At 39.1% G+C, this 16,284-nt stretch carries 12 protein-coding genes; all 12 read left to right on the top strand.

Going from position 1 to position 16,284, the window contains the following annotated elements:
* Positions 1-95 precede the first annotated feature (95 nt).
* The 12 genes from lon to hemL all read left to right on the top strand — a co-directional run bounded on the left by lon (position 96) and on the right by hemL (position 16,265).
* A complete protein-coding gene (gene lon, locus MHH37_RS13780; protein ID WP_169797430.1) occupies positions 96-2,438 on the top strand; it encodes an endopeptidase La in 2,343 nt (780 codons plus the stop codon).
* Complete coding sequence (gene yihA, locus MHH37_RS13775; protein ID WP_008405173.1) at positions 2,438-3,019, top strand: ribosome biogenesis GTP-binding protein YihA/YsxC; 582 nt, start codon at positions 2,438-2,440, stop codon at positions 3,017-3,019. Before lon ends, yihA begins: the two co-directional genes overlap by 1 nt.
* A gap of 123 nt (positions 3,020-3,142) precedes the next feature.
* Positions 3,143-3,316 (top strand): YjfB family protein, encoded by a 174-nt coding sequence (locus tag MHH37_RS13770; protein WP_014823250.1) that lies wholly within the window; start codon positions 3,143-3,145, stop codon positions 3,314-3,316.
* Between the two features lie 140 nt (positions 3,317-3,456).
* On the top strand, positions 3,457-5,154 hold the full coding sequence (locus MHH37_RS13765) for a phosphate ABC transporter ATPase (RefSeq protein ID WP_342573537.1): 1,698 nt from the start codon (positions 3,457-3,459) through the stop codon (positions 5,152-5,154).
* A gap of 77 nt (positions 5,155-5,231) precedes the next feature.
* Positions 5,232-6,665 carry an S-layer homology domain-containing protein gene (locus MHH37_RS13760; protein ID WP_342573536.1) on the top strand — a complete coding sequence of 478 codons (1,434 nt, stop codon included), beginning with the start codon at positions 5,232-5,234 and terminating at the stop codon, positions 6,663-6,665.
* A gap of 12 nt (positions 6,666-6,677) precedes the next feature.
* The gene (locus tag MHH37_RS13755) at positions 6,678-9,638 is read left to right on the top strand and encodes a vWA domain-containing protein (RefSeq protein ID WP_342573535.1); all 2,961 of its coding nucleotides are present in this window, start codon (positions 6,678-6,680) and stop codon (positions 9,636-9,638) included.
* Positions 9,639-9,984: 346 nt separating this feature from the next.
* On the top strand, positions 9,985-11,340 hold the full coding sequence (hemA, locus tag MHH37_RS13750) for a glutamyl-tRNA reductase (protein WP_008405180.1): 1,356 nt from the start codon (positions 9,985-9,987) through the stop codon (positions 11,338-11,340).
* Between the two features lie 140 nt (positions 11,341-11,480).
* A complete protein-coding gene (gene ccsA, locus MHH37_RS13745) occupies positions 11,481-12,308 on the top strand; it encodes a cytochrome c biogenesis protein CcsA (RefSeq protein ID WP_342573534.1) in 828 nt (275 codons plus the stop codon).
* A 23-nt stretch (positions 12,309-12,331) separates the two neighbouring features.
* Positions 12,332-13,264, top strand: a complete 933-nt coding sequence (gene hemC, locus MHH37_RS13740; RefSeq protein ID WP_014823253.1) for a hydroxymethylbilane synthase — start codon at positions 12,332-12,334, stop codon at positions 13,262-13,264.
* A complete protein-coding gene (locus tag MHH37_RS13735) occupies positions 13,254-13,997 on the top strand; it encodes a uroporphyrinogen-III synthase (RefSeq protein ID WP_342573533.1) in 744 nt (247 codons plus the stop codon). Before hemC ends, MHH37_RS13735 begins: the two co-directional genes overlap by 11 nt.
* Positions 13,994-14,974, top strand: coding sequence for a porphobilinogen synthase (gene hemB, locus MHH37_RS13730; protein ID WP_342573532.1), 981 nt, complete (start codon positions 13,994-13,996; stop codon positions 14,972-14,974). The genes MHH37_RS13735 and hemB overlap by 4 nt, the downstream gene beginning before the upstream one ends.
* Position 14,975: 1 nt before the next feature.
* Positions 14,976-16,265 (top strand): glutamate-1-semialdehyde 2,1-aminomutase, encoded by a 1,290-nt coding sequence (gene hemL, locus MHH37_RS13725; protein ID WP_008405189.1) that lies wholly within the window; start codon positions 14,976-14,978, stop codon positions 16,263-16,265.
* The last annotated feature ends 19 nt before the right edge of the window (positions 16,266-16,284 follow it).

Raw genomic sequence — 16,284 nt, 5'->3', positions numbered from 1 at the left:
ACCTGAACTCGGAAAAATCTGGACACAGTAACGCTTAGGCGTAATTGACAAGGAACTAACACATACTTATATTGCGGGTTTTTTTAAAGATTTGGATGGAGGTGAATACCCGCGTGACGAAAAAATTAACTAATATGCCAGTTTTACCGTTAAGAGGACTTCTTGTATACCCAACGATGGTTTTACATATTGATGTGGGTCGAGAACGTTCAATTGCTGCACTAGAACATGCGATGCTTGAAGATAGCACAATCTTTTTAGTAACCCAAAAAGATTTACGTGTTGATTCACCGGGAAAAGCAGATCTTTATAAAATGGGGACATTAGCGAAGGTAAAACAAATGCTGAAGCTTCCAAATGGAACATTACGTATTCTGGTTGAAGGTTTAAACCGTGCGGAAATGGTCAGCTATGAAGATTCCGGGAAATTTACAACTGCAGATTTGGAACTATTTGAAGATGAGCTGCACAAAGATGCAGAAACGGAAGCTTTAATGCGTACTGTGCTATCGTATTTTGAAAAATATGCAAAATCTTCAAACAAAATTACGACAGAAACAATCGAATTGGTGCTTGATATTGAAGAACCTGGTCGATTAGCAGATGTTATTGCTTCTCATTTGCCTTTCAAAATTAATGAAAAGCAAGAAGTGCTCGATATTACGAACATTAAAAAGCGTTTAGATCACTTAATGATTCGTTTGCATGACGAGCAGGAGATCTTAAATCTCGAGAAAAAAATCAGTACAAAAGTGAAACAAGCGATGGAGCGTACACAGAAAGAGTATTATCTGCGTGAGCAAATGAAAGCAATCCAAACAGAACTTGGTGATCGCGAAGGAAAAACGGGTGAAATTGCCGAACTTCGCAAAAAAATCGATAGTGCCGGAATGCCGGAGTCAACACAAAAAGTAGCGTTAAAAGAACTTGACCGCTACGAAAAGTTACCTGCTGCAAGTGCAGAGAGTGGTGTCATCCGTAATTATCTGGAATGGCTTGTATCGATTCCTTGGACGGAAAAAACGGAAGACCGTATTGATATTGCCTATGCAGAAGAAATTTTAAATCGCGATCATGATGGCTTAGAAAAAGTGAAAGAGCGCGTTTTAGAATATTTATCAGTACGTCAATTAATGAATTCATTGCGCGGTCCGATTTTATGTTTGGCCGGACCTCCGGGCGTAGGTAAAACGAGTTTAGCGCGTTCCATTGCGGAAAGCCTTGACCGTAAATTTGTCCGTGTATCACTTGGCGGTGTGCGTGATGAATCTGAAATTCGTGGTCACCGTCGTACGTATGTCGGCGCAATGCCGGGACGTATCATTCAAGGGATGAAAAAAGCAGGCACGACAAATCCTGTATTCTTACTTGATGAAATCGATAAAATGTCAAATGACTTCCGTGGAGACCCATCTGCTGCAATGCTGGAAGTATTGGATCCCGAGCAAAATAATACATTCAGTGACCACTTTATTGAAGAACCGTACAATTTGCAAGATGTCCTATTTATTGCAACAGCAAATGATTTAAGTACAATTCCTGCACCATTATTGGATCGTATGGAAATCATTAATATTGCAGGTTATACAGAATTCGAAAAAGTAGAAATTACTAAGAACCATTTGATTCCGAAACAGATGAAGGAACATGGTTTGAAGAAGACACAAATGGCAATGAAAGACGAAGCGATTACGGATTTAATTCGTTACTATACACGTGAAGCTGGTGTTCGTGGGTTGGAACGTCAAGTTGCGACTGTTTGCCGTAAAGCTGCGAAAAAAATCGTATCTGGTGAAAAGAAAAAAGTAACGGTCAACTCCAAAGTACTAGTGGATATGCTTGGGAAACACCGCTTCCGCTATGGACAAGCTGAATTGGAAAACCAAGTGGGTGTCGCTACTGGACTTGCCTATACAACAGTCGGTGGTGATACATTACAAATCGAGGTTTCATTAACACCTGGTAAAGGTAAATTAATTTTAACAGGGAAGCTTGGCGATGTAATGAAGGAATCAGCACAAATTGCGCTTTCATTCGTCCGCACATTAACAAGTGATTTAGGAGTAGATGCTGATTATTTCGATCAGCACGATATTCATGTCCACGTTCCGGAAGGCGCTGTACCAAAAGATGGTCCATCAGCAGGTATTACGATGACGACTGCTATTGTGTCCGCAATAACTGGAAAAGCAATTAAACGCGAAATTGGAATGACTGGAGAAGTAACATTACGGGGTCGTGTACTGCCAATCGGCGGCTTAAAAGAGAAATCACTAAGTGCCCACCGTGCAGGATTAACGACGATTATCATTCCGCAAGACAATGAACGTGATATTGATGATATTCCTGAAACAATTCGTGAGCAACTCACATTTAAACTAGTTTCACAAGCGGAAGAAGTTCTTGCGCTCGCACTAGATGGAGGTTTTAATAAGTAATGAAAGTCCATAACGTAGAAATGATCGGCAGTTTTGTCCGACCAGAACAGTTCCCGGAAGACGGGCTACCTGAATTCGCTTTAGCGGGTCGTTCAAATGTCGGCAAATCTTCGTTTATCAATCGTATGATTGGCCGTAAAGCAATGGCACGTATTTCGTCAAAACCTGGTAAAACACAACAACTGAACTTCTATAAAATTGAAGAACAGCTTTATTATGTTGACGTACCAGGATACGGCTATGCAAAAGTTTCAAAATCAGAACGTGCAGCATGGGGAAGAATGATTGAGCAGTACTTTATGGGTCGTGAGCAGTTAAGAGCGGTTGTCTTAATTGTTGATATTCGCCATAACCCGACTTCAGATGACTGCATGATGTATGATTTTTTAAAGCATTATAATATCCCGGTAATAGTTGTCGCAACTAAGGCTGATAAAATTCCGAAGGGAAAATGGGATAAGCATAAAAAGATTGTCCGGGAAACACTACAAATGGAAAAGCAAGATCCATTAATCGTGTTTTCTTCTGAAAAAGGTCTTGGTCTAGAACAGGCTTGGGCAGAAATTGAATCACGCATGTAAACAATGCAACCTCGAAATTCTTTCGGGGTTGTTTTTTATTTTGGCCAATTTACTCTCGGAAATTATAATAATTACTTGATATTCATAGTATTTAGCCGATAAAGGTAAATAGGAGGTGTACATTTGGATATTGCTGCATTAGCGATGTCGGTGAAACATAACGAATTGATGCAAAATGTTTCATTGACCATGACGAAAAAAGCGATGGATTTTCAGCAAGATAATGCGAAACAAATAGTCGAAGTGATCAATGCATCACACCCCATATTAGGTAAAACAATCGATATTTACGTATAAATAATTTCGACAATCAATGCCAATAGTCGGCAATTTTGTTACACTAAAATAGGCCTTGTAACAATATTTGGTATTAACTACAAATATTCCAGGCGTTTACTATGGATTGAAAAAGTTACTGAAAGAAGGAGGCAGGAAAATTGCTTAAAAAATTCATTACCGTATTGATAGCAATTACAATTGCTTTAGCGATCTTACCAATAGTGCAAAAAGCTGAAGCAGCATCGAATACATATACATTTATGAAATCGAATTATAATGAAACCGAAGATAAGAAGGGAAATGTCACACGAACATTAAAAAGTGTCACATTAAAAAATAGTGCAGGCAAAACTGCAACATTTAACCTTGCTAATACTAGTAAATACTATATTAATAGTACGCTGACAACGATAGATGGATTTAAAGCAGGCATGAGTGTCACGATAAAAGTAAACTTGGGCAAAATTACGGAAATGCGTGGCTCTACAAATGTAGAAGGCGGTTCAATCGTCGAAAACAGCAAACAAGTAACCGGTGTTGTCACACAAATTGATCCGAACGGTTTGCAGCTACGTGTAAAAATCGACGGTTCCTCAACTAAAAATTATTCAGTGACAAACAATACGGAAGTTTTCAAAGGAAACTCATCTGTAGATTTAAGCACACTTTATGTTGGAGACCGTGTCCGTCTAAAATTTGCAACAGCCAATACTTCCCGTATAGCTGAAATTACAATTATGAGCACAGCTAATATGGTAGCGGAATTATATAAAGCAGATTTAAATACAGTTAATACAAACAAAAATACGCTAAATGTTAAAAATGCGCATCCTTTACTAAATTGGCGCTTTGGAACAGTAAAAACGAAAACACAAGCAACATTTAATTTTACGAACAGTACAAGCATTTACGTAGGAAATAAAAAAATCTCAAAAAGCCAATTAAAAAAATATAATAATAGCGAGCTTTATTTTGTAACAAAAACTCAGTTCAGCAAAGAAGTAATCGATAAAATTATCGTATTAGCTAAAAATGAGCGTACATTCTATCAACCTATTACAAGTGTCAATCTTGGTGTGAACACACTGCAACTTAAAAATTCATTAAAATTAAATTATCATAACGGTTCAATTTTGATTCGCAATGGCCGTTTAGTAGAACCTGAAGGACTTATAGCCCTTGATTTAGCGCAAAATCCAATATCGACAACGGCATTTGTATTAACAGATGGGGCGATTAAGAGTGATTATGCCCATATCGTCAATATAACAAATGATGGTTATTTAGCTCCGAATCTATCAAAATACAAACTTTACTTTGGTCGAATTAATGTGGCGGATCTAGATGCATATGAAGTGGAGTTATCAGACTTACAACGTTTCGATAATCATTTCTGGAATACGGAAAATTCCATTGCATCATTTGCTTACAGTAATTCAACAATCGCTTCAGAACTGGATGGAACAAAGCAATTCAAAGTCATCCCGGAACTGGATCTCGATTTGTATGATAATTACACAAATTCACCAAATCCATATTACGGATACTTCTTTGTAAATGATGGTCATATTGAGGGCATTCATTTTGTGCCAAATGAAAAACTGGCTACGTTAACATTAACTGGCCGTGTAAGTTCGATTAATTTCAATACGAAAAAGATATCGGTTGTTAACAGCAGCCAGTGGAACAAAGACGGTCACTGGAGTTACCGATTCGGTTCACTTTCGCTCGACCTATCAAAAGCAATGGTTATTAAAGATGGGGAAGTAATCGACATATCTGATATTAAAAAAGCAGATCATGTTACAGCGATTGCACGTTCAACATCGGAAGTTTATGTATTATTAGTAAACTAATTAAAAAGGCATGCAGGACCGGTTTCTCGCATGCCATTTCATAATAAGTGAATCATAAAGAAATGAGGGACAAATTTGTGAGAAAGAAACTTTGCTTCACCTTCCTAGTGGCATGCTCATTTTTTCTGTTGCTGCTCCCTTCATCAAGTTCTGCACAATCTATTGATCTAACAGGCGGCATAAAAAACGAATATGAGTATGAAGAATACTTTTTCTTAACAGGAAAGCCGATTAAATTTACAGGGACAAATAAAAATATAACGATATCAGCGAGGGAATCTAAAGGCAAGTTAACCGAAACATATAAGTTTACGTTGGCAGGGCCAAGTGGGGAAAAGCTAACACGGAATTTTACGTATACATACGATGTCACAAACTATGACCAAGTTGGGCAAAGTTCGGCAACGGGTGAAGTTACAAAATTTACTGAAAAAATTACGGTTGGTGACAGAACCTTTACATTGGCCGATTACCAGCTTTCTAAAAGTACGATTACAGACAAGCGTCCGGCATCCGACTATTATTCAGGAAATGCGATTGCACGTAAAACATATACCGAAACGACAGGACGTAGCAAAGATGCCGTTACAAAAACAATTACGGTACATGTAGATAGCCGCAATGAAGGATATGAAAACTTCTGGGGGGCTACTGAAACACAAATTACGGATTTCGAGATTGAGTTTGATGACGGGACGATTGGTACAGTGAAAAACAAAGTATCAACATCCAAGTCACGAACATTGGAATATAACGAAAATGATGCATCGTTATCTAGTTTTAACGGTAACTATAAAACGATAAGCTCTGCTGATTCATTATCGGAATATGAATACGACTTGCCTGCTAGTGAAGGAACAGTCGCAAGCAACATCGACTATATGCCAAAGCTTGAAATGCTGAAAATTCCAAAATTCCGAGATTTATCTTCGAACTGGGCACGCGTGCAAATTGAGAAACTGTATTCACTGGGCATATTAGATGATCAATCGAACTTCTACTCACCCAATACACCTGTTCAGCGCTATGATTTTGCAATTGCCATTGGTAAAGCAATCGATCTGCGTGTATTGGAAGAAACGAACCGCAAAAAGACACAGCCATCTATTTTTAAAGACGTGAAACGTACAGTAAAAGATTACAATTACTTAGTGGCAACGGTTGATAAAGGCGTTATTAAAGGGAAAACACCAACAACATTTGACCCGGATGGTTTTTTAACACGTCAGCAGGCAGCGACAATTTTAGTACGCGCACTTGGGCTGGAAGGTAAAGCACCTGAGCCTGGCTATACTACAGACTATAAAGATGATTACAAAATTACGGATTATGCACGCGATGCAATTTATGTCGCAACACAGTTAGGGTTAATGTCAGGAAGCGAAGGGTATTTCAATCCGAAAGCTACATTAACACGTGCACAATCTTCTGCAATCATTGAACGATTTTTACGTTATTTAGAAACAGATTTAAAAGAAAATTACCGAGACAATATTCTGTTCTTTAACTAAGGGGTTGCAAACATGAGTAAAACAAAGAAACTAATGGCCATGCTGCTCTGTTGTCTTCTAGTGTTCTCCGTAGTATTTCCGTTCGGTGCTACGGAAACGGAAGCTGCAAGTAAGCAAATTTCGGATATATCGAAAAAAAATTCGAAGTATAAAGCAGCCAAATGGACAATAGATAATGATTATTTACAGTTGTATAAAGGAAACAAATTCCAGTCCGGAACACTCGTAATGGAATGGCAAATGCTGCAGTTTTTGGCGAAGATGGACAAAAACTATCATTTCAGTACAAATGATAAAGATATGCTCTATGAATATTATGGCGACTTGAATATTCCGTTATATGGTGTAAATAATAAATCAAAACGCAATGCCAATATTTCACGCGGACATTTTGCGCGTCTTTATGCGGCGGTAAATGGTCTTGATTTATCCGAGATTCAGGCGGTCAGATATTTGTATATGAACGAAATTACGACAGGTACAACAGGAAAGCAAACATACGAGGACTATAAGCCGACACGCAATATTAATCGCGGTGATATGGCAGTCTTCATGTACCGAATCAATCAGCAAGGGAAACTGGCAATTGAAGGTCTGGCAAGTACACCTGCTGGCAAAGATAATAATAAAATTACATTACCGGTAAACTTTGTTGAGAGTAAAAACGGCACTGTTACAATACCGACAACACCAGGTGAAAATACGGATGATAAAACGACACGTCCGGATGTTTATAAAGCAGTTAAAAAAATAAATGTAGAAAACGAGGAACTTACAGCAAACGGTGTTGATTCCACATTAATCACAATTGATCTGCGAGATAGCTACGGCAATGACATTTCATATGATGAATCATTGGCATTTAAAGTAACTTCAAAAGCAGGGGCAAAAGTTTCCGAAACGAATACAAGTACAAGCGGTCAATCCACAACGGTCTATACCGATGGACCACAGCTTAGCGTATATGTAACGGCACCAGCTTTAACGAAGTCAATCGTGGATACAATTCGCTTTGAGATGATTAATCCATCAGAAAAGTATTACACATACAAAAATCAGGTGATTGAAGCGTCTGTGCGCTATGTGCCAAAAGCAGAACTTCGTATTTCTTACGAAGTGTACGATCCGGAACAGACAGAGTGGAATGGCGGAACGGTTGACCCTGGCGTTAGACCTTTACCGGCATTACCTCAAGGTGTTGTAGGGACAACGACAGTACCATTTACACAAAACGGGGTAATAACAATCTCAAACTACGATCCGGATTTAAAAGTGATGACAGGGTCTAAATGGGAAAGCTATACAACTGCTGACGGAAAACTGACACAAGGCCAGGTTACTTCCAAGGAAATTCAATACGGGAATGCAGATTTGAAGCTGGAAGGTCAAATTATATCGGTTTGGCTGTTTGAACAAATTCTTGACTATATGATTGAAGGTCCAAAAGAGGAATCTTCTTGGGGCGGTCTCGGCAATGCTAAAGTAATGTACACGGTCAACAATGAGGGACGCGCGACATATGATTTGCAAGGTGTCATGAGTGAAGAAGATACGGAAGCATTCGATTCAATGCTCCATGCGGTCATTATTTATTTAACAGATAAATTTTTACCGAATGCAGACCAGGTAACATTAGCACATGAAGAGTCGGTAGAGGTCATTAAGGCGATGTATGATCGTTTAGGCCAAATCGACAAAAACTTACTGCGAAAAGATTATGCGGATATAATCGGGAAGCTCGAAGGTGCCGTTGCAAAAATTAAGGTTTTGCTTGCAGGTAAAGAGTTGCAGCAGCGTCCGGAAGGCATGGACCGATATACAAAAGTAATCGTCAACCTTGTCGCACCAGGCGGGGTTATTATTACCGATTATAAAGGCACGGTGGAAGTAACTTTCAACGGCAAAACACGTGTCGTATCATTCGATACAAATACGAAAGACTATAATAACGGCACAGGCAGCCGCGGATCCGCGGTAGTTTACTTTGATGATATTTTATACGGTAAAGCGCAAGTAAAGGCGCGGTTGATCGATTTGGATCCACGTTACGATAAGGTCGTTCAAAGCCTGAAAAATACAACGGTCTCTGAACAAATCTTTGCCAACCCGCGTTATGAAAACAATTTATGTTCCGTTGAATCGGAAGTTATGTTTGTTGTAGACCACTCTGGTTCGATGAAAGCGCGCGATGCGAAAAATTATACAGCGAATAAAGTGAAGCAAACGATTAAACAAATCGGGGCAAACCCTAGTCATGTATATCGCTTTAATAATCGTCCAAATCACGAAGCAACAGACAAAGCGGATATTGTTTCAAGTATCGATAGTTTGTTAACGTATAAAAATGAAAACCGATCGACAAATATTGTGAAAGCCCTTGAAACAGCAATCGGTAATTTCACGACAAACCAGTATACGAGCAAAGCTATTGTACTAGTTACAGACGGTTATTCGAACAGCAATGGACTCGAACAGGTGCTGAGAGATGCAAAACAAAAAGGAATTGCAATTCACACTGTCTCGGTTGGGTCATATAAAACAGTAAATGAGAAACTACTGAAAGATATTTCGTCCGAAACAAATGGCACATATCAAAATATTACATCGATTGAAAACTTGCACAGCTCTTTGCAAGCAATCATTACGACAATTTTATGTAAAACACCTGTTATGAGTAATAGTTGTCTAGTAGGGGATACAATCTTTAACAATACAGATGTTCGTATCGAAACATCAAAAGTAACAATCCTGGCAGATGTAAATACAGGATGTGACAATGTAAAAGGTGTTCGCGTTGTCTTCGTTTCACCGAGTGGGGATGTTAAATACGACTTGCCTGCACGAGGTTCTTCTCGTTATATGCATCGACCGAACCTTTATGAGTTCCCGGAATTTGATTTATATGTAGAGGTTGAATTCCAGGCAATTGATGCAACAGGCAACATTATTGGGACTAAAATTCATAATATGTGACAAAATAGAGGCTCACTTATAAAGTGAGCTTCTTTTTTAGTTTGAATGATTGAAATCTGTGTCGAACTTTGTTAAACTTACATTAGAATAATTCTAATTTAACAATTCCCGATTCATTTTGGAATAGACTTCATCTTGCTCTCTTTGGGACAAGATGTATTTTTCTGAAGTTAGGGTATATATACAAAGGTTCAGTTATCCACTGACAATTTAAAAGGTGTTTTTGGATTTAATTAAGTAGGTTTAGTATATACTTTCATGTCATGTTCACAAACTAAACTAGAATCATGCTGCAATTATGTTACAATAAAATCTATGAATTAGAACGTGTGAGGTGTGGGGATTCATGCATACATTAGTAGTAGGCCTGAATTATAAAACAGCGCCAGTAGAAATTCGTGAAAAGCTCTCGTTTATCGAATCGGATCTTCCGAATGCTATGGAAGCGCTACAAAAGCAAAAAAGCATATTGGAAAATGTAATCATCTCTACTTGTAACCGTACAGAAATTTATGCGGTTGTTGATCAATTACACACTGGTCGCTATTATATTAAACAATTTTTGGCGAACTGGTTTAACATACCGATGGAACAGTTCGAGGATCACTTATTCATCCGTGAAGAAGATGATTCATTGAACCATTTATTCCGTGTAACGGCTGGTATTGATTCAATGGTGCTTGGAGAAACGCAAATTTTAGGACAAGTAAAGAAAAGTTTTTTACAAGGTCAGGAAATTGGTACAACTGGTACAGTTTACAACCAACTATTTAAACAGGCAGTAACATTTGCAAAACGTGCCCATAGTGAAACAGCGATTGGGGAAAATGCTGTTTCTGTTTCTTATGCTGCCGTAGAGCTTGCCAAAAAAATCTTTGGTTCCTTGAAAGATAAGCATGTAGCCATTTTAGGTGCCGGTAAAATGGGTGAACTAGCAATTCAAAACCTATACGGAAATGGTGTAGGGAAAGTAACGGTTATTAACCGTACATTTGAAAAAGCTCAAAACTTGGCATCGAAATTTGATGGAGATGCGAAAGCAATGAATGAACTTCAATGTACGCTGCTGGAAGCTGATATTTTAATCAGTTCAACTGGGGCAACAGATTATGTCATCGATTATGACTTAATGAAAGATGTAGCGAAATTCCGTAAAGGCGATCCGTTATTTATGGTCGATATTGCGGTACCGCGTGATTTAGATCCGCGTATTGGCGATGTGTCCAATGTATTTCTGTACGATATTGATGACCTTCAAGGAATTGTACAAGCAAACTTGGCTGAACGTGAACGTGCGGCAAATGAAATTACAGCGATGATTCAAGAGGAAATTATTCAATTTAAAGATTGGTTTAATACACTTGGTGTTGTTCCTGTTATTTCGGCTTTACGCAAAAAAGCGGCATCTATTCAAGAAGAAACAATGCTGAGTATCGAAAACAAAATGCCGAATTTAACGGAGCGCGAACGCAAAATTTTAAACAAGCATACAAAATCGATTATTAACCAGCTATTGAAAACGCCGATTTTACAAGCAAAAGAACTTGCAAACGAGAAAAATGCGGAAGCACAGCTTGCATTATTCCAGCAAATCTTCGGCATCGAAGACGAAGTGCAGCATGAAGTACAGCAATTACGCCCGGAAGTGAAAAGAAGTGAAACAGCAAAAGAGGTAACCTTAAAACCAGGGTTATCCTATTAATTGAACAATAGCCAATAGACATTGAGCCTTATTGAAGCACTTTATTCAAATAAAACATAAGCGTTTTCGTATCTATATGGTAAAATTATAGATAGCGAAAGCGCTTTTTTTAGTAAGTTTCCATCAGGAGAAGGGTGCATATGACAGAAATGGTAATGACAAGATTATATGAGCTCATGATCATTCTCTATGGGCTCTGTATCGTACTATATTTCACAGACTATCTTTATAAAAATATAAAAATCAGACGCGTAGCTTTTTGGTTTGTTTCGATCGTTTGGGTGCTGCAAACTTTATTTATCGTCTTGTTTATCATTGAAACGAAAAGATTTCCGATTTTATCGTTATATGAAGGGGTATTCTTTTATGCATGGCTCTTAACGACACTTTCAATCATCCTTCATTGCATTGTACGTGTAGATTTGCCGGTGTTTTTTATTAATGTATTGAGCTTTGTGTTTATGACAATCCATTTATTTGCCCCTCAAACGAACAATCAGATTGTCAGTGATTCATTAGTTTCGGAAATGCTGCTAATCCATATTAGTTTTGCGATTGTGTCATACGCAGCTTTTTCTGTTGCGTTTGTCTTCTCGCTGCTATATTTAATTTTATATCGCATATTAAAACGAAAAAAGCTTACTAATTTATGGTCACGTTTGCCAAGTTTACAGCAAATGGTGAAGTGGATTAATTTATCAACCATTATTGGTATTCCATTGCTATTAATAAGTTTAATTTTAGGGTTAGAATGGGCATTTTTAACATTAGAGAATGTTTCAATTTTCGATGTGAAAATATTAGGTTCGTTTATCGTATCGATAGTTTACTTAATTATTTTCTTGCTGCATCAGAGAGGGAAATTAATTGGCATGGTATATGCTAAAGTGCATGTTTATTTATTTTTACTCGTAGTCATTAATTTCTTCCTCGGCAGCAAATTATCAAATTTCCATCTGTGGGTTTAGCAGAATAGAAAGGTCGGAGTAACGTGAGAAAAATTATTGTAGGATCCCGAAAAAGTAAATTAGCATTAACACAAACAAACTGGTTTATTAATGAGCTAAAAGAGGCTGGCGTACCATTTGATTTTGAAGTTAAGGAAATTGTAACAAAAGGCGACCGCATTTTAGATGTACAGCTTTCTAAAGTTGGCGGTAAAGGTCTATTCGTTAAAGAAATCGAGCAAGCTCTATATGATAAAGAAATCGATTTTGCCGTGCACTCGATGAAAGATATGCCTGCCGTATTGCCGGAAGGGTTGATCATTGGCTGTATCCCTCCACGAGAAGATGCGCGCGATGCCTTTATTTCAAATGGTCATGTGAAATTTGCTGATCTGCCAAAAGGGGCAATCGTTGGAACGAGTTCATTACGTCGTAGCGCACAATTATTACAAGCACGTCCAGATCTTGAAATTAAGTGGATTCGCGGAAATGTCGATACACGTCTAAAAAAACTGGAAACTGAAGATTTTGATGCGATTATTTTAGCCGCAGCAGGCTTGAAACGACTTGGCTGGAGCGATGAAGTCGTTACGGAATATTTAGATACAGATATTTGCCTTCCAGCAGTTGCACAAGGTTCATTAGGGATTGAGTGCCGTGCGGATGATACGGAGCTGCTTGAACAACTGACAAAATTAACGGATGCCACAACATGGGCTACAGCACATGCCGAGCGTTCGTTCTTAGCTGCAATGGATGGCGGCTGCCAAGTCCCGATTGCCGGTTATGCAACAGTAGAAGGTGACACAATTACTTTAACTGGTCTCGTGGCAGCACCGGATGCTTCTGTAACGTATAAAGAAACGTTGACAGGTACAGATGCGGATGCGGTTGGTAAAGCAGTTGCCGCAAAATTAACAGAGCAAGGTGCCTTTGACTTAATTCAAAAAGTAAAGGCTGAGCTAGATGCCGAGTAATGCACTCTTAGGAAAAACATTGATTATTACAGGGTCGGCCGTTGTAAGAACTGTAGAGCAATTGATTGAGCAACATCACGGGAAAGTTTATAATTATCCATTAATCGAAACAGTAGAAAAGATTTCTAAGGAAGATAAATTCTATCTTCAGGAATTACAGGCCTATCATTGGCTCATTTTTACGAGTCAAAATGCGGTGAAAAGCTTTGTCGATAAATGTATACGGCATGAACAGACGATTCCTGCAACAATGAAAATTGCAGCTGTCGGTGAAAAGACAGCTGCTTTATTAAAGGAGCACGGCTATAACATTCATTTTATGCCAACTGTTTACAGTGCTGATGTATTTGTGAAGGAATTTTCAATGATGCCAGGAGAACGTGCATTATTTATACGCGGATCGAAGGCGAAAAAAACGATACACGAAGGTACCGGAGCAGATGAATGGACCGTTTATGAAACACGTCCGTGCAGTATATATTTTGCGCAGTTAACACAGTGCCTGCTGACCGAAAAACAACCGATTGTAATATTCGCCAGCCCTTCTGCGGTTGATATTTATGCTGAGCATATTGTGCCGCATGTAGCTTGGCGAAATGTGAAATTTGCATCGATTGGTCATGTAACAACAGCGGCCCTTGAAAAGCATGGGGTACAGCCAATGGTGCAACCGAAAATCTATACGATGCAAGCTGTAATTGAACAGCTCATCCTGGAGGAACAGACAAAATGACAGAACTATATTTCCAGCGTCACCGTCGCTTACGTCAAAATGCAGCGATGCGTGCACTCGTAAAAGAAACATACCTACAAAAAGAAGACCTTATTTATCCGTTGTTTATTATTGAAGGTGAAAATATTAAAAACCCTGTAAGTTCAATGCCGGGCGTGTTCCAGTTATCATTAGATAATTTGGCTGCTGAAATGGATGAAATTGTAGATTTAGGCATTCGTGCGGTATTACTGTTCGGAATTCCTGAAGAAAAGGATGCAGTCGGCACTGGTGCTTTCCATGATCACGGGATTGTACAGAAGGCGACGCGCTTAATTAAAGAGCGTCATCCAGAGATTCTAGTCGTAGCAGATACTTGCTTATGTGAATTTACGGACCACGGTCATTGTGGTGTCATTGAAGGCGAACAAGTTTTAAATGATCCATCACTTGATGTGTTGGCACGTACAGCAGTTTCTCAAGCAAAAGCCGGTGCTGATATTATTGCTCCGTCAAACATGATGGACGGCTTTGTAACGGCAATTCGTGCAGGTTTGGATGCAGCAGGCTTCCAGCATATTCCGATTATGTCGTATGCGGTGAAATACGCTTCAAGCTATTACGGACCATTCCGTGAAGCAGCGGAAGGGGCACCACAATTCGGTGACCGTAAAACGTATCAAATGGATCCTTCCAATCGAATGGAAGCGATTCGTGAAGCAACTTCCGACGTTGAAGAAGGTGCAGATTTCCTAATCGTGAAACCGGCATTAGCATATTTGGATATTATCCGTGATGTGAAAAACAGCTTCCCGCTGCCTGTTGTGGCGTATAATGTTTCAGGCGAATATTCAATGGTAAAAGCAGCTGCACAAAATGGCTGGATTGATGAAAAAGCGGTTGTACTAGAAACATTATTAGGTATGAAACGTGCAGGTTCGGATTTAATCATTACTTATCATGCAAAAGACGTCTGTCGATGGTTGGAGGAAAAATAATATGCGTAGTTATGAAAAGTCAAAAGCAGCATTCACAGAAGCGGTTGATTTAATGCCAGGAGGAGTAAACTCTCCTGTACGTGCATTTAAATCAGTAAACTTGGATCCGATATTTATGGATTCGGGCAAAGGTGCAGTTATTAAAGATATCGATGGCAATGAATATATTGACTATGTCCTATCGTGGGGTCCGTTAATTCTAGGACATGCACACCCGGAAGTTGTTTCGGCTATTCAGGATCAGGCAGCTAAAGGCGCATCATTTGGTGCACCAACTGTTTCCGAAAACAAATTGGCGAAACTTGTAATGGACCGTTTGCCCTCAATGGAAATGATTCGTTTCGTATCATCAGGAACAGAAGCAACAATGTCTGCACTTCGCTTAGCGCGTGGATTTACAGGACGCGATAAAATTTTAAAATTTGAAGGTTCATATCACGGTCATGGGGATTCGCTGCTTATTAAAGCGGGTTCGGGTGTTGCGACGCTTGGTTTACCTGACTCACCTGGTGTTCCGGCTGATATTGCCAAAAATACACTAACGGTTGCATACAATGACTTGGAATCAGCAAAATTAGTATTCGAAAAATTCGGCGCTGATTTGGCGGCAGTTATTTTAGAACCGGTTGCAGGCAATATGGGTGTTGTTCCACCACAGCCAGGTTTCCTGGAAGGGTTGCGTAAGCTGACAGAAGAAAATGGAACGGTTTTAATTTTCGATGAAGTAATGACAGGCTTCCGTGTAGACTATGGCTGTGCCCAGGAATATTACGGAATTACACCTGACCTTACTTGTTTAGGGAAAGTAATCGGCGGAGGTTTACCGGTTGGTGCATTTGGCGGAAAGCGTGAAATTATGGAGAAAATCGCTCCGGCAGGCCCGATTTATCAAGCAGGCACATTATCAGGTAATCCACTTGCTATGACAGCCGGCTATGAAACATTAAGCCGCTTAAACAAAGACTCTTATGAATACTTCCGCAAGCTAGGAGACCAGTTGGAAGAAGGTTTCCGTGCAGCAGCTACGAAATACAATATTCCACATACAGTGAATCGCGCAGGGTCGATGATTGGTTTCTTCTTTACTAACGAAGATGTAATTGATTTTGATTCGGCAAAAAGTTCGGATTTAGAGCTATTTGCTGAATACTTTAAACTGATGGCTGAAGAAGGAATTTTCTTGCCGCCTTCACAATTTGAAGGACTATTTATTTCAACAGCGCATACGGAAGAACAAATCGCAAAAACAGTTCAGGCATTCCATAATGTCTTTGAAAAATTAGCACGATAAATAAATCATAAATTCCCTT

The sequence above is a fragment of the Solibacillus sp. FSL K6-1781 genome (genome assembly GCF_038630735.1).
GTDB lineage: Bacteria > Bacillota > Bacilli > Bacillales_A > Planococcaceae > Solibacillus > Solibacillus silvestris.
This window is presented reverse-complemented; position numbering and strand designations above follow the sequence as displayed.